Origin of the sequence: Paraburkholderia sp. SIMBA_054 (assembly GCF_046534875.1) — a bacterium.
In the GTDB taxonomy this organism is placed as follows: Bacteria; Pseudomonadota; Gammaproteobacteria; order Burkholderiales; family Burkholderiaceae; genus Paraburkholderia; species Paraburkholderia hospita.
In genome coordinates, this window is the sequence record NZ_JAWRXV010000010.1 from 165109 (window position 1) to 179461 (window position 14353).

Annotated in this window: 13 protein-coding genes; 9 read left to right on the top strand and 4 right to left on the bottom strand. The window is 61.7% G+C overall.

Annotated features, from left to right (window positions below):
- Positions 1–49 precede the first annotated feature (49 nt).
- The 3 genes from SB822_RS14870 to SB822_RS14880 form a co-directional block, all read right to left on the bottom strand.
- Positions 50–574: a VOC family protein gene (locus tag SB822_RS14870; RefSeq protein WP_410855033.1), complete on the bottom strand. Its 525-nt coding sequence runs from the start codon at positions 572–574 to the stop codon at positions 50–52.
- 408 nt (positions 575–982) lie between these two features.
- Entirely contained in the window at positions 983–1600 is a 618-nt protein-coding gene (locus SB822_RS14875) for a glutathione S-transferase family protein (RefSeq protein ID WP_410855034.1), read from the bottom strand.
- A gap of 42 nt (positions 1601–1642) precedes the next feature.
- Positions 1643–2410: an SDR family NAD(P)-dependent oxidoreductase gene (locus SB822_RS14880; RefSeq protein WP_410855035.1), complete on the bottom strand. Its 768-nt coding sequence runs from the start codon at positions 2408–2410 to the stop codon at positions 1643–1645.
- A gap of 127 nt (positions 2411–2537) precedes the next feature.
- Between SB822_RS14880 and SB822_RS14885 the strand changes: the two genes are divergently transcribed.
- Positions 2538–3470, top strand: a complete 933-nt coding sequence (locus SB822_RS14885) for a LysR substrate-binding domain-containing protein (protein ID WP_410855036.1) — start codon at positions 2538–2540, stop codon at positions 3468–3470.
- Between the two features lie 6 nt (positions 3471–3476).
- On the opposite strand, the gene SB822_RS14890 is transcribed toward SB822_RS14885, so the two are convergent.
- Positions 3477–5312: an ABC transporter ATP-binding protein gene (locus tag SB822_RS14890; protein ID WP_007747700.1), complete on the bottom strand. Its 1836-nt coding sequence runs from the start codon at positions 5310–5312 to the stop codon at positions 3477–3479.
- Positions 5313–6034: 722 nt separating this feature from the next.
- Here SB822_RS14890 and SB822_RS14895 point away from each other — a divergent pair.
- The 8 genes from SB822_RS14895 to SB822_RS14930 all read left to right on the top strand — a co-directional run bounded on the left by SB822_RS14895 (position 6035) and on the right by SB822_RS14930 (position 14295).
- Positions 6035–6934 (top strand): LysR substrate-binding domain-containing protein, encoded by a 900-nt coding sequence (locus tag SB822_RS14895; RefSeq protein WP_009770090.1) that lies wholly within the window; start codon positions 6035–6037, stop codon positions 6932–6934.
- A gap of 172 nt (positions 6935–7106) precedes the next feature.
- The gene (locus tag SB822_RS14900) at positions 7107–7856 is read left to right on the top strand and encodes an SDR family NAD(P)-dependent oxidoreductase (protein WP_410855037.1); all 750 of its coding nucleotides are present in this window, start codon (positions 7107–7109) and stop codon (positions 7854–7856) included.
- Between the two features lie 74 nt (positions 7857–7930).
- The gene (locus SB822_RS14905) at positions 7931–9259 is read left to right on the top strand and encodes an MFS transporter (protein ID WP_007747704.1); all 1329 of its coding nucleotides are present in this window, start codon (positions 7931–7933) and stop codon (positions 9257–9259) included.
- Positions 9260–9298: 39 nt separating this feature from the next.
- Positions 9299–10144: a transketolase gene (locus SB822_RS14910; protein WP_007747705.1), complete on the top strand. Its 846-nt coding sequence runs from the start codon at positions 9299–9301 to the stop codon at positions 10142–10144.
- Entirely contained in the window at positions 10141–11139 is a 999-nt protein-coding gene (locus SB822_RS14915; RefSeq protein WP_410855038.1) for a transketolase family protein, read from the top strand. The genes SB822_RS14910 and SB822_RS14915 overlap by 4 nt, the downstream gene beginning before the upstream one ends.
- 233 nt (positions 11140–11372) lie before the next feature.
- On the top strand, positions 11373–12227 hold the full coding sequence (locus tag SB822_RS14920; RefSeq protein WP_007747707.1) for a LysR family transcriptional regulator: 855 nt from the start codon (positions 11373–11375) through the stop codon (positions 12225–12227).
- Between the two features lie 184 nt (positions 12228–12411).
- The gene (locus SB822_RS14925; RefSeq protein ID WP_086919412.1) at positions 12412–12735 is read left to right on the top strand and encodes a DUF4148 domain-containing protein; all 324 of its coding nucleotides are present in this window, start codon (positions 12412–12414) and stop codon (positions 12733–12735) included.
- 81 nt (positions 12736–12816) lie between these two features.
- Positions 12817–14295, top strand: a complete 1479-nt coding sequence (locus tag SB822_RS14930) for an aldehyde dehydrogenase (protein WP_410855039.1) — start codon at positions 12817–12819, stop codon at positions 14293–14295.
- Positions 14296–14353 lie beyond the last annotated feature (58 nt).

The window sequence follows — 14353 nt, forward strand, 5'->3', positions numbered from 1 at the left end:
GGATATATCGGTCAGAAGATCGACGTTGCGCTCGCAACGACCGTCCGCTTCAAGACGTCGTCCCGCCATGAATCGCGGCGAGCACCTCGCGGGTGAATCTCGGGTCGTCCAACTCGAGGCCTGCCGACAATCGCGCGGTCACTTCCTGCAGCAACCAGCCGTTGCCGTCGGGATCACTGAACGATGCGTACGATGCGTAGCTCTTCCGGTCTGGATTCAGCCCAGCCTCCTGGCATTTTCCGTCGGCATGATGGAACACACCGCCTACGTCATGAAACGGCTGGCTGACCTCGATGCCACGACGAATCAGTTCGCTCCGCGCCGCCACGATGTCCGACACGACGAGATGAATCCCTTGTACCAAACCCGGTGTTGCCGCCGTCATATTCTTGCCGAACATGATCGAACATCCGGAGCCGGGCGGCGTGAACTGGATCACGCGATAGTCGCCCTCGCTGGATGTGAAGTCGAGATCGAGGCGCCAGCCCAATTCGCCATAGAAGCGCTTGGCGCGATCGACATCCGAGACGGGAAGGACGACGATTTCGATCTTCATGTCGAAACTGATGCTCATGGTTTGCTCCGTGGACACGTTGAAACCGGCTGGCGAAAATGGCGCTAGCTATCGAAATGCAATGTAGTCGCCGAAGCACCGGCATGTCGCTAATACCATGGTATTAGCGATTCATCAGGGAGCGAAAAGCTCGAACGCAAGCCCTTCAAAAAGCACTCATCCATACGATGGCTTGTTCGGGCGATACCATCGTATGGTTGCCACTTCACGGCACTGATGGCCGAGGATTACACCGCAATCGGCGTCGCAGACATCAGCGACGCAGCCACGAGCTTGCGTGTGTATGGGTGCGTTATCGCGCACCAGAGCCTCGTCGCCCCGAACGACCCGAGCGGCGACAAAAAATTCCACCCCTTGTTTTAGGGGCTTGCCGGCGGTGCGATGATTCGCACCGCCGCTTTTTCGCTTTCACGTTTGCTTGAAAGGCAGCGTGCTGGAGAACGCCTCGAGTTCCATCGCGCGTGCCGCCAGTTGCGAGAGCTTCGGGAACGCAGCCGGATTGACGACGTCGGGCATCATCGCCAATGACGCAGACTGGTACGTGATCACGACCATCACGTCGGCTTGCGAGAGTGCGTCGCCGATCAGCCAGCCATCACCGGCTCGCGATTCGAGCATCGTGAATCCGGCGAGCGCCTGTTCGCGCAACGATTCGGTAATCGAAGCAATCTGGCGCTCGGGCGGCCGGATCGATTCGTCATAGATGTCGCTGAGCTTTCCATAGATCGCCGAGGCGATACCGATGAACTGCAATGCGTCGCGCCGTCGCGCGCCGCTCGTCGCGAGCAATGCGCGAGCGGGGCCGACCTCTTCGTGCAGATAGTCGATGATGCTTGCGCTGTCGTAGAGAATCTCGCCTTCGTCGAGCACGAGCGCCGGCACTTTCACCATCGGGCTGAACGGGCGAATAAGGTCCTTCTGCTCATACGCGTGATAGGGCAAATGCTCGAACGGTATGCCGAGCAGCTTCAACGTGATGCCAACCCGGCGCGTATAGCCGGAAAACCAAGGGCCAATAAGCTTCATTCCTGATTCCTCGCGATTCAATGTAGGGTCGTGTTCAAGCATTCAGAACGATTCCTTGAAGGGACGCAGATCGAGCTCATGCGTCCACGCCGAGCGGTGCTGGCCGTGAAGCGACCAGAACGCATCGGCGATCGCGTCGATATCGAGCAGTCCGTCCGCGCCCTTGTGCTTGACGTGCTCGGCGAAGCGCGTGTGCACGCGCTCCCCGTCGATGCCGCCGTCGATCACCACATGCGCGACGTGCAAGCCGAGCGGACCAAATTCGCGCGCCATGCTTTGCGCGAGCATGCGCAGCCCTGCTTTGCTCGACGCAAAGTGGGCGTAGTTCGGCATGCCGCGCAGCGCACCCGTTGCGCCGCTGAAAAGAATCGAGCCTCGGCCGAGAGGCGTAAAGCGCCGTGCAGCTTCGCGTCCCACGAGAAAACCGCCAAAACAGTTCAGCCGCCAGAACGATTCGAAGACGTCGGCTTCCATCGTGCGCAGGTCCAGCGGCTGATTGTTGCCGGCGTTGTACGCGACGAGATCGGCGCTGCCGCCGTTTTCGTCGGCCTGCATCGCGATGTCGAACAGCCGGATCACGTCAGCTTCGCGCGTCACGTCCATGACGACGGCGCTCGCCGAACCGCCCGCCTCGACGATGCTCTCGCGAACGCGTTCGATCTTCGCTTCGGTGCGCCCCGCGATGATGACGTGGCGCCCCTCTGCGGCGAAGCGGCGCGACAGTCCCGCGCCGAGTCCGTGCTCCGGTCCGACTCCGATAACCACCGCCTTCGGGCGGTCCGTGGCATGCGTTTCTGCACTGATAGACATGGCTGTTTCCCTTTACAACGATTGCGATGAGAGAACGATACCTGGTGTGCTCGGAGGGATAAACCGCTGCTACGATTCCACATTGTTTCTCCCATGAAACAATGCAGGCCATGAAAGGAGCGGGACCGTGGACAAGTTTCAGGCGATGCAGGCGTTCATCCGGGTGGTCGAAAGCGGTACCTTCACGAAGGCTGCGCAGATGCTCGACCTGCCAAAGACAGCGGTGAGCCGCCTGATTGCGTCGCTCGAAATCGAACTGGGCACGAAGCTGCTCAACCGCACGACGCGCAGAGTCTCGACGACGCCGGACGGCGCGGCGTACTACGAGCGCGCGCTGCAATTGATGGGCGATCTCGCGGAGCTCGAAGGCTCGATGTCGCACGCGAAAAGCAATCCGCGGGGACGGCTGCGCGTGGATCTGCCCGTGCCATTAGGTTTGTCCGTGATCCTTCCCGCGCTGCCGACGTTCACAGCACGGTATCCGGACATCGAGTTTCATTTCGGGCTTAGCGATCGCCCCGTCGATCTCATTGCAGAGAACGTCGATTGCGTCGTGCGTGCGGGGGAGATCTTCGATCAGTCGCTGGCGGCGCGGCAGATCGGCGCTGTCAGGCAGATTCTGTGCGCGACGCCGGCGTATTGGGACAGGCACGGGCGGCCTTCCCACCCTTCCGATCTCGAACAGGGTCATGTCGTCATTCGCACGATCGCTTCGCGCACCAACCGGCCCTTTCCGATCATCGTGGCGAAGAATGGCGAGCGCATCGAGGTGCAGAACCGACGCGGGCTCACGTCGAATGACATCATGGGCTGTCTGACGATGAGCCTCGCAGGTCTCGGCGTCGTGCATGCGCTAACGTTCTCCGCCAACACGCATCTTCGAAGCGGCGCGTTGGAAGCCGTCCTGAGCGACTGGGCATCGGACCCTGTGCCGGTTTTCGTCGCGTATCAGCCCAACCGGCACTTGAGCACGAAGGTACGCGTGTTTATCGACTGGCTGGCGGAACTGTTTGCGGGGAATGAATCGACCGCGAGGGGCGAGCGCGGTACGGGGGCGTAGGCACGATCACGCGTGCACACCCACCGTGCGACGCTCCTGACGCAGCAGTACATCGCGGTAAATGCCGGGCCGGCATGCAAGCTCCTGGGGCGCACCATCATCGACCAGCCGCCCGTGCTGAATGACCACGATGCGATCGAAATTGTGCAACGTAGACAGCCGATGCGCGATCGCCACCACGGTGCGTCCCTTCATCAACCGGTCCAGCGCATCCTGAATCTTCGCTTCCGATTCACTGTCGAGCGCCGACGTCGCCTCGTCGAGCAGCAGAATCGGCGCGTTTTTCAGGAACGCGCGTGCAATCGCGATGCGCTGCCGTTGCCCGCCTGAGAGGCGCGTCCCGCGCTCGCCGACATTGGTTTGCAAGCCGTCTGGCAACGAGCGGATCAGATCGAGGCTATTCGCGTTCTCACAGGCTTGCAGCACTTCGTCTTCCGTCGCGTTGGGACGGCCGTAACGCAGGTTGTCGAGCAACGAACGATTGAACAAGGAGATATCCTGCGGCACGACGCCGACCGCGTCGTGCAGGCTGCTCAGACTGATATCGCTTAGACGCTGGCCCGAAATGCACACGGCTCCCAGGCCAGGCGGTGGATCGAATGAGCGTTGCAGTAGTGCGAGGATAGTGGTTTTGCCCGCACCCGACGGTCCGACCAGACCGACACGCTGACCTGCATCGATGTGAAGGCTGAAATGATCCAGCACGCGGCGGCGCCCAGGGTACGAAAACGTGACGTTCTCGAAGTCGATGTTCGCGTCGCGGATCTGCAAGGTCGGGACACCCACCGTCTCTTCCATCTCGCGCGGCACGAGCAGCGATTGCGCCGCCTCGGCAAGCCGCGCGAGATGCTGGATCATGCCCACGAGCGCCACGGCAAGATCACGCGTGCCATGCAGAATCGCGAAGCCGAGCGAGCTGACCAGCACCACGTCGCCCGTCGTCGCACGCTCCTGTGACCAGAGCCACAGCACCCAGCCGAGCAGGCAGCACGACAGCACCACCGTGATGACGGCATGCAGCAGCCTGAGTTTTTCGAGGTGCCGCAGACTTGCTTCGCGGGACGCCATTTCCTGCTCGAGGAAACTGCCGATACGCAGACATTCGCGCGCCGTCGCAACAAAGGTCCGCACAGTCGCCATATTGCCGATCACGTCCACCATCTCGCCGTCGACGGACGCGGCGCGCGACGCGAAGTGCACATGACGGTCGCCGCCCCGCTTCGCGAGCCAGAACAGAAAGGCGGTCATGCAGACGGAAATGGCGACGAGCGCAAGCGCCATCCACACGCTGATCCAGCCAATCAGCACAACGGACCCGATGACCGAAAGAAGCGGCGGCAGCGCATTCCACGCCGTCAGATTCTCGATCGTATACACGGCATTGGCCGTCGCGGAGATACGGCTTGCGAGCGTGCCGGGCTGCACGTTCGAGAAATAGCCTGTCGAATGGCCGATCACATAGCCGAACAGTTCGCGCCGCACGTCGCCCGTGACCTCGACGAAGGTCCGCACGCTTGCCCAGCCCGCGATGCGCCAGAACAGATTGTCTGCGAACAGCAGCGCGACGATGACAAGAAACGCGTGGACCACGTTCGCAGGATGCGCGCGGCCAGCGGGTAGCGCGTCGATCAGATTCCTGATCGCAAACTGGGACCCTAGCGAGCAACCGACAGCGGCAACGATGCCGAAGAGAATCACCGCGTGCTGCGCGGGATGCTGGCGAACGTAGCGGAACAACAGGCTCACGGGACTGGACGCGTAACCCGCAAGCTCCTGTGCGCGCCGCCTGCGCGTGCGCCCGGCTGGCGCGGCGCCCGCGGCCTTTGAACTCGGCATACCCATTGGTGACCGCTCCGGTGTTTCGCCCCGATGAAACGAGTCGTCGAACGCGCTAACAGTCAAACGACTCATTTGCCGAACAGGCGGCGAATCGGTCAAGCATACGCTGTTCCCGCGCCTGGACGCGAGCGGCGAAACAATGGGATTTGCGCAAGACATGGCCGTGGTGCACGGCCTGGGAACTGCGGACGCGACCCGTTGAAGCACCGGCAGGCGTTGGTTATTTCATTGTTCTCGTCAGCAAGGCGACATTCCTGTCGCCCTTGGTTTTGCACCTTGCCTCGTCAATCGCGTCACAGGCGATAGACGCGTTTCGCATTGTCATGAAAGAGCGCGCTTCGTTCCTGCGGCGAGAAGTCTTTTGCCGAGCAGCTTTCGCGAGCCGTCCTTGCTTGCTGAGGGATGTGACGTCGGATGCGGCGTCGGATATGCGATAGCCGCAATCGCGCAGGGAGAGGGAAAAACGGATAATGCATTGCTGTCTCCTGTGTCGGCCGGCATCGATGGCGGGCCTTATCGAAGCGTGTCCCAGCCAGCGCGATCATCGCGGTGGTGCACCGCGCCATACCCGTCTGGGGGTGGAAGCGTGAAGCGTTCCAGCCTGCCGCATAGTTGGTCGCTGCTGTCATGCACCACGAACCTGTGCGGCTTGTCGACAGAATGGCAGCGCCTGTCACTCGCAAACAAGGCGGTTTCGTTCAACTACAACTGAAAAAAATTTCACTATGCGTATCCCACCGCTCAAGGCGATCATCGCGTTCGAAAGTGTCGCTCGAACGAGGAGCGTGAATCGCGCGGCTGATGAACTGGGTTTGACGGCATCGGCCGTCAGCCATCAGTTGAGCAACCTCGAGTCGATCATCGGGCAGCCGCTGTTCCAGCGCTCGGGCCGCGGTCTCGTGCTGACGCCCACGGGCGAGCGCTATCTGTCCGACGTAACGGGTTCGCTCGCGGATCTGAGCCGCGCCACCGAGCGCGCGTCCAGCCGCACCGACGTCGACATCCTGCGCGTGCATTCGAGCCCGAGCTTCGGCCTCATGTGGCTGATGCCGAGGTTGTCGTCGTTTCAGGAAGCGAACGACGATATCCAGTTGAACCTCGCGTGCTCGTACGAGAACGTCTCGTTCTCGAATGGCTTCTACGACATCGACGTGCGGCACGGCTACGGCAACTGGAGCAACGTCGAAGTCAAGACCGTGCGCGGCGAGTTCATCGCGCCGCTCGCTTCTCCCGCGTACCTTGCGCGTCACCCGGTGAATACGCCTGAGGATCTGCTGTCGCACCGGCTGATCTATTCGGAGTCGCCGCTCGTGCAATGGAAACAATGGTTCGGCAGAACAGGCGTATCCGCAGCGCACAAGACCTTCGATTTTTCGTTCGACCGCTCGTACATGTCGCTCGAAACGGCGGCGCTCGGCCTGGGCATTGCGCTCGAAAGCGTGATGCTGGCGTCGGTGAAGATTCGCGAAGGCTTGCTGGTGCCCGTTTTCGACAACAGCTTTGCCGTCGAAGTCGGCGCGCATCACCTCGTCTATCCGGCGCAAAACGCCGAGTTGCCACGCGTGGCGCGCTTTCTCGCGTGGATCGAGCGCGAGGCCGCTGCGGAGCATCCGCGCCAGTCGTAGTCGCGGCGAGGCAGCGCATCTGCAGGGTTTTATTGCGCTGCAACGAATCGCGGCCATCCCGCCCGCGACCTTCATCTGAATTTTTCTCAGCCATTGTTGAGCGTTTCCGCGTTGATGCGCGAGCCCCGTCAGCCGACACTCGGGGCACACATCAACACACAGGAGACAACTCATGCTGCTCGAGAACAGGATCGTCATCGTAACGGGCGCGGCCTCACCGCGAGGCATCGGCAGGGCGACGGCCAACGCACTCGTTGCGCAGGGCGCGCGCGTCGTGATCCTCGATCTGCGCAAGGAAGACGCGGAAGCCGCCGCCGCCGACCTCGGCGCCGGACACCTAGGCCTAGCCTGCAACGTCACCGACAAGGATGCCTGCGTTGCCGCCGCGCGCATCACGCTCGAACGCTATGGCCGCATCGACGGACTCGTGAACAACGCCGGCATCACACAGCCGGTTCGCACGATCGACATCACAGGCAAGGACTTCGACGCGATCGTCGACGTGAATCTGCGCGGCACGCTGTACATGTCGCAAGCGGTGATTCCGGCGATGCAGGAACAGAACGGCGGCAGCATCGTCTGCATGTCGTCGGTGTCCGCGCAACGCGGCGGCGGGATCTTCGGCGGTCCGCACTACAGCGCGGCGAAAGCGGGCGTGCTGGGTCTCGCGAAAGCGATGGCGCGCGAATTCGGCCCGAACCGCATTCGCATCAACTCGATCACGCCGGGCCTGATCCAGACCGACATCACGGGAGACAAGCTCACTCCCACGATGCGTGAAGACATCATCAAGGGCATTCCGCTCGGCCGGCTCGGCGATGCCGCCGATGTCGCCAACGCGTGCCTCTTCCTCTTGAGCGATCTGTCCAGCTATCTGACGGGCATCACGCTCGACGTCAATGGCGGGATGCTGATCCACTGAGAACCGTGCCGCCAGCAGGCGGCACAATCGACGCAACCGGGAAAACCCGGGGCGAACATGGCAGGAGACATTCCATGAAAGCGAAGTACACCGCGTCACCGGTTACGGGTGATGTACTGCCGCGCAACGATTCGCAGACTTTTGAAGCGAAGACGTACGCAAAGGTCGGCCGCCGGCTGATCCCCTTTCTGATGCTGTGCTATCTCGGCGCCTATCTGGACCGGGTCAACGTGGGCTTTGCGAAACTGCAGATGCTCAGCGATCTGCGTTTCAGCGAAACCGTCTACGGCATGGGCGCGGGCATTTTCTTTCTTGGCTACTTCCTGTTCGAAGTGCCGAGCAACGTGATCCTGCATCGCGTCGGCGCGCGCCGATGGCTTGCGCGCATCATGCTGACATGGGCCGTCATCTCGGCGAGCTTCGTGTTCGTCAAGTCGCCGACGGCCTTCTACGCGCTGCGGTTTTTACTCGGCGTCGCGGAAGCGGGCTTTGCGCCCGGCGTGATTCTTTATCTCACGTACTGGTTTCCGTCCGAGCGCCGCGCGAAGGCACTGTCGCTGTTCTTCATGGCGATTCCGCTTGCAGGCATGATTGGTGGCCCGCTGTCGGGCTGGATCATGCACTCGCTGCAAGGCGCGATGTCGATGGCGGGCTGGAAGTGGCTGTTCCTGCTCGAAGCATTGCCGTCGCTCGTACTCGGCTTCGCGATCCTGCTGTATCTCGACGACGGTATCAAGCAGGCGAAGTGGCTGAACGATTCCGAGAAAGCGCTGCTCACACGCAACGTCGCCGCCGATGCCGAACATAAAACCGCGCACGTCTCGATCCGCGCGTTCATCGGCGACCGCCGCCTGTGGCTGATGGCCTCCATCTACTTCTGCGTCGTGCTGGGGCAATACGGCCTGACCTTCTGGCTGCCGACCATCATCCGCAAGGCGGGTGTCGCCGATCCGCTGTGGGTGGGCGCGTTCACGGCCATTCCGTATCTGTGCGCAATCATCGCGTTGCCGCTGGTCGGCATGAGCGCGGACCGTCGACGCGAGCGCCGCTTTCACCTCGCCATTCCGATGCTGGTCGCCGCTGCAGGCTTTGCGACCTTGCCGATGCTCGGCAGCGTGGGTGCGTCGATCGTCTGTCTGAGCATTGCGGCTGCGGGCATTCTCGCGTCGTCGTCGCAATTCTGGTCGCTGCCGACAGCCCTGTTAGGCGGCATGTCGGCGGCAGCGGGCATCGCCGCTGTGAACTGCTTCGCCAACCTGGCGGGCTTCTTCTCCCCGGCGATCGTCGGCTGGCTGAACGATCTGACGGGCAAATCCACGGCCGGGCTGATCTTCATCTCTGTCGCGGTCACGCTTGGCGCAGCGCTCGTTTTTCTGGTGCCAGCCAAATCCGTCAACCGCTAATTCGCTTCGCAACCTTTTCGTTTGAACACTGGAGCTATCATGGACACTGAAACCGTCAACGATACGGTCACGCTCGCCGAGCGAGCCTACCGCATTCGTAGAAACGCGCTGCTGATGGGCGAAGTACAAGGCCAGGGCTATATCGGCCAGGCGCTCGACATCGCCGACGCACTCGCCGTCGCCTACTTCGGCGCCATGCGCTACCGTCCCGAAGACCCCGAATGGGAAGGCCGCGACCGCTTCCTCCTGTCGAACGGTCACTACGCGATTGCGTTGTACGCCGCGCTCTTCGAAGCCGGCATCCTGCCCGCCGATGAACTCGAAACCTATGGCAGCGATGAAAGCCGTCTGCCCATGTCCGGCATGGCGAGCTACACACCCGGCATGGAGATGTCAGGCGGCTCGCTCGGCCACGGTTTGACGATTGCCGTCGGCCGTTGCCTCGGACTGAAGCGCAAGAACTCGGACGCCTTCGTCTACACGCTTTTCTCCGATGGCGAACTCGACGAAGGCGCGATCTGGGAAGGCCTCATGTCCGCCGCGCACTGGAAGCTCGACAACCTGATCGCGATCGTCGACGTGAACAACCAGCAGGCAGATGGCCCGTCGACGCAGATCATGGCCTTCGAGCCGCTCGTCGAAAAGCTCGAAGCGTTCGGCTGGTACACGCAACGCGTGAATGGCAACGACATCGACGCCGTCAAGCAGGCGTTCGACAACGCCCGCACTCACGACAAGCCGCAACCGCGCATCATCGTCTGCGATACGAAGATGGGCTGCGGCGTGCCGTTCCTCGAAGACCGCGAGAAGAACCATTTCATCCGCGTCGATGCGCACGAGTGGCAACTCGCGCTCGAAGCACTCAAAGCAGGGAGACAAGCATGAGCACCGTCGCCAAGAAGCCAAAGCTGAAAACGTCCGCGATGATCGCATCGATCGCGGGTGAAGGTCAGGTAACCCGTTCCGCGCCGTTCGGCCACGCACTTGTTGAACTTGCACGCTCGAAGAGCAACGTGATCGGCATGACGGCCGACCTCGGCAAGTACACCGACCTGCACATCTTCGGGAAGGAATTTCCTGACCGTTACTATCAGATGGGCATGGCCGAGCAGCTGCTGATGGGCGCGGCCGCTGGCTTCGCACATGAAGGCGCGCAACCGTTCGTCACGACCTACGCGGTGTTCGCCACGCGTCGCGCATACGACTTCATCCATCAGGCGATTGCCGAAGACAACCTCGACGTGAAGATCGTCGCCGCACTGCCCGGTCTCACAACAGGCTACGGCCCGAGCCACCAGGCCGCCGAAGACCTCGCGCTGATGCGCGCGATGCCGAACATGACCGTGATCGATCCGTGCGACGCGCTCGATATCGAGCAGATGGTGCCCGCAATCGCCGCGCACAAAGGCCCCGTCTATGCACGCCTGTTGCGTGGCAACGTGCCCGCCGTGCTCGATGAATACGACTACAAGTTCGAACTCGGCAAGGCGAAGCTGCTGCGCGACGGCAACGACGTGCTGCTGATCTCGTCGGGGATCATGACGATGCGCTCGCTGGAAGTCGCAAAGGCGCTGGAAGCGGACAACATCGGCGTCGCCGTGCTGCACGTGCCGACCATCAAGCCGCTCGATACAGCGACGATCCTTCGAGAAGCAAATCGCACGGGACGCATGGTGATCGTCGCGGAGAACCATACGGTGATCGGCGGTCTCGGTGAAGCAGTGGCCAGCACGCTGCTTGGCGCGGGCGTGACACCGCCGTTCCGCCAGATCGCACTGCCCGACGAGTTCCTCGCCGCCGGCGCCCTGCCCACGCTGCACGACCGCTACGGCATCTCGACCGACACAATGGCCGCCAGTATCAAGACGTGGCTCGGGTAACAGCTCGAATTCCAATTGAGCCGTAACCGCACGGCAACCGTTATTGCCCGGAATGACCGCAAGCCTGGAGGTTGCGGTCATTCGTTTCCGCAAAGATGCAGAGCCCATATGCACCAATGCACATAACCTTCACAACGCAATTTCTGTGAGGTCTGTCGTGTTTGCTTCTAATATCCTTGTCCAGTTGTCCCATCCCGGGATTTGCAACGATCAAAGCGACAAGGAGAGAGCTTATGTTCGACTGGGAGGATTTACGCCACTTCGTTGCGTTCAGTCAGGAACAATCGCTCGCGAAAGCCGCACGGCATCTGAAGGTCGATCATGCGACCGTCGCGCGCAGAATCGCCTCGCTCGAACAGTCCCTCGAACTGAAGCTGGTTGACCGCCGCCCACGCGCCTACGTGCTGACGGCAGACGGCGAACGCATCGCCGAACGGGGCAGGCGCATGCAGGAAGAGTCGTTTGCCGTGGAGCGGATGTCGGTCGGCGGACAGGAAGTCGTTAGCGGCGAGGTGGTGATCAGCGCGCCGCCGTCGATGTCGAGCAGTGTCATCGCACCTCACTTAGGCAAGCTGCACGTGCAGCATCCAGCGCTTCGCGTCCGCCTGATCGCCGACACACGCAATGTGTCGTTGATACGAAGGGAAGCGGATATTGCCGTTCGTCTTAGCCGGCCGACCGAGGCCGATCTCGTCGCGCGCAAGATCGGCGTGATTCCATTCGCGTTTTACGCGTCACCGGACTATCTGGCGTCTCATGCGCCCGAAGACTACGAATTCATCGGATATGACGACAGTCTCGACGGCTCCGCTCAACAGATCTGGCTGGACACGCAGGCGAAGTCACGTCCCGTCGTTCTGCGCAGCAATAGTCTCGACGTGCAGGCAGCCGCCGCGCGGGCGGGTGTCGGGGTGGCCATCTTGCCCTACTTCCTCGGGGACTGGGACGAGAGTCTGAGCATCGTCGAAGGGCCGGGCCAGCCATTGCAACGCGAGATATGGCTCTCCATTCACAACGATCTGCGGCACGCTCCGGCGATCCGCAGTGTCATGCAGTTCATTGCAAGCTGTTTTCCTGGCAACGGATAACGCAGGCAGCGCGCCGCAACAGCTTGTGCATTTTCTCCTGGACGGTACGCACATTTCGGGAATTGGCGGATAGAAGGCCGGTGGCAATAATGCATTCACCAATCGACGAACAAGCAAACGGCAGATCGCAGATTAGCCGCTTGATCGTCGAACAGCTTCTCAACTATCCGCCAAGGAGCACGAAATGAAACGCTTTCTGATCCCAGCCGCTATTGTCGGCGCAATCGTATCGTCGTCTGTGTTCGCCGAACCTGCCACGCACGGCAAGACCCGCGAAGAAGTTCGGGCCGAACTCGTTCAGGCCCGCGAAGCAGGCGCGTTCGACGCGCCCGATGCCACTTACCCCACCGCTCAACTGCGCGCAGCCGCCGCGCTCCAGAACGCCAACACGAACGCCGGGAACGCGGGTACCTCCTCCGTGGGCGGCGCCGTAACGGGCCGCTCGGAAAGCGGGCGCCGTACCGTGACCGCGCCGGAAGCACGGGACAGCATCTATTTCGGTCAATGACCGTCAATCCATAACTACGCCGGCAGCCGCCGCAAAGCCAGGCGGCTGCCGGCACACGTTAGACAGTCAAGGAGCACCGTGATGGAACAGTTCAAGATGCGCATCGGCAGCGAGTGGCGCGGGGCGAGCAATGGCCGGACCTTCGAAAGTATCAACCCCTACAACGGCGAAGTCTGGGCGGAGGTGCCGCGCGGCACGGCCGACGATGTCGATGCGGCCGTGCGCGCGGCTCATGCTGCATTCAGGAGCGGCCCGTGGGCCACGATGACCGCGAGCCAGCGTGGCATGGCGCTTCACAAGATCGGCGATGCGATCGCCGCGCATGCAGAGGAACTCGCCGATCTGGAAGTAAAGGACAACGGCAAGCTGAAAGCCGAAATGCTGAAGCAGATGCAATATCTGCCGCAATGGTTCTACTACTACGGCGGTCTCGCCGACAAGATCCAGGGCGATGTCACGCCGTTCGATAAAGCCGGGATTTTTCACTACAGCACGTTCGAACCGCTCGGTGTAGTCGCGACGATCGCACCATGGAATTCTCCGCTGCTGCTCGCGGTGTGGAAAATCGCGCCGGCGCTCGCGGCCGGCAATACGGTCGTCATCAAGCCATCCGAATTCTCGTCGGCATCTTCCATCCTGTTTGCAAAGCTCTGCGAAGAGGCGGGCGTGCCGGACGGCGTCGTCAATATCGTGACCGGCTTCGGAAAGGAAGTCGGCGAACCGCTGGTCGGGCATCCCCTCGTCGCGCGCGTTGCTTTCACAGGCAGCGAAGGCGGCGGTCGCCATGTCTACGAGAATGCGGCGCGCTCGTTCAAGCGTGTTTCGCTCGAACTGGGCGGCAAGTCGGCCAACATCGTGTTCGAGGATGCCAACCTCGACGATGCCGTGAAAGGCGCCGTCACCGCCATTTTTTCGGCAACAGGCCAAAGCTGCATGGCGGGATCGCGCCTGCTCGTGCATTCGAGCATCCATGATGAGTTCGTCGAACGGCTGGTGAATTTCATGAAGGATGTACGGCTTGGCGATCCGATGTCGCCGGATACGAACATGGGACCCGTATCGACCCAGCCGCAACTCGAAAAGACGCTGTACTACATCGATGTGGCGAAACAGGAAGGCGCACGTCTCGTGTTGGGTGGTCATCGCTCGACGCGACCCGGCACGGAGAAAGGGCTCTTTGTCGAACCGACCATTTTCGTCGACGTGCGCAACGACATGCGCATCGCCCAGGAAGAAGTGTTCGGACCGGTCGTGGCTGTCATCAAGTTCGACACGGAAGAGGAAGCGATCGCCATTGCCAACGACAGCAACTATGGTCTCGCCGCCGGCGTCTGGACACGCGACCTTCGCCGCGCCATGACGGTGCCGAAGCGGCTGGAAGCGGGCAGCGTGTGGGTCAATGCCTATCGCCTCGTCAGTTATCTCGCACCGTTCGGCGGCGTGAAGGCCTCGGGAATCGGCCGCGAAAACGGGATTCGCGCGGTTTATGAATACCTCGAAGCAAAGAGCGTGTTCATCAATCCGACGCCGGGTGTCGACAACCCGTTCGTGCTGGGCTAGGCAGAAGCGACTGGTGATGACGATCGTCGACGTGATGGCGCGCCGGCGATCGTTCACC

Coding starts and splice junctions, on each gene's coding strand:
- SB822_RS14890 (WP_007747700.1), bottom strand. CDS start 5,312: ATGGGTATGCCGAGTTCAAAGGCCGCGGGCGCCGCGCCAGCCGGGCGC.
- SB822_RS14880 (WP_410855035.1), bottom strand. CDS start 2,410: ATGTCTATCAGTGCAGAAACGCATGCCACGGACCGCCCGAAGGCGGTG.
- SB822_RS14900 (WP_410855037.1), top strand. CDS start 7,107: ATGCTGCTCGAGAACAGGATCGTCATCGTAACGGGCGCGGCCTCACCG.
- SB822_RS14910 (WP_007747705.1), top strand. CDS start 9,299: ATGGACACTGAAACCGTCAACGATACGGTCACGCTCGCCGAGCGAGCC.
- SB822_RS14930 (WP_410855039.1), top strand. CDS start 12,817: ATGGAACAGTTCAAGATGCGCATCGGCAGCGAGTGGCGCGGGGCGAGC.
- SB822_RS14905 (WP_007747704.1), top strand. CDS start 7,931: ATGAAAGCGAAGTACACCGCGTCACCGGTTACGGGTGATGTACTGCCG.
- SB822_RS14870 (WP_410855033.1), bottom strand. CDS start 574: ATGAGCATCAGTTTCGACATGAAGATCGAAATCGTCGTCCTTCCCGTC.
- SB822_RS14895 (WP_009770090.1), top strand. CDS start 6,035: ATGCGTATCCCACCGCTCAAGGCGATCATCGCGTTCGAAAGTGTCGCT.
- SB822_RS14920 (WP_007747707.1), top strand. CDS start 11,373: ATGTTCGACTGGGAGGATTTACGCCACTTCGTTGCGTTCAGTCAGGAA.
- SB822_RS14875 (WP_410855034.1), bottom strand. CDS start 1,600: ATGAAGCTTATTGGCCCTTGGTTTTCCGGCTATACGCGCCGGGTTGGC.
- SB822_RS14925 (WP_086919412.1), top strand. CDS start 12,412: ATGAAACGCTTTCTGATCCCAGCCGCTATTGTCGGCGCAATCGTATCG.
- SB822_RS14915 (WP_410855038.1), top strand. CDS start 10,141: ATGAGCACCGTCGCCAAGAAGCCAAAGCTGAAAACGTCCGCGATGATC.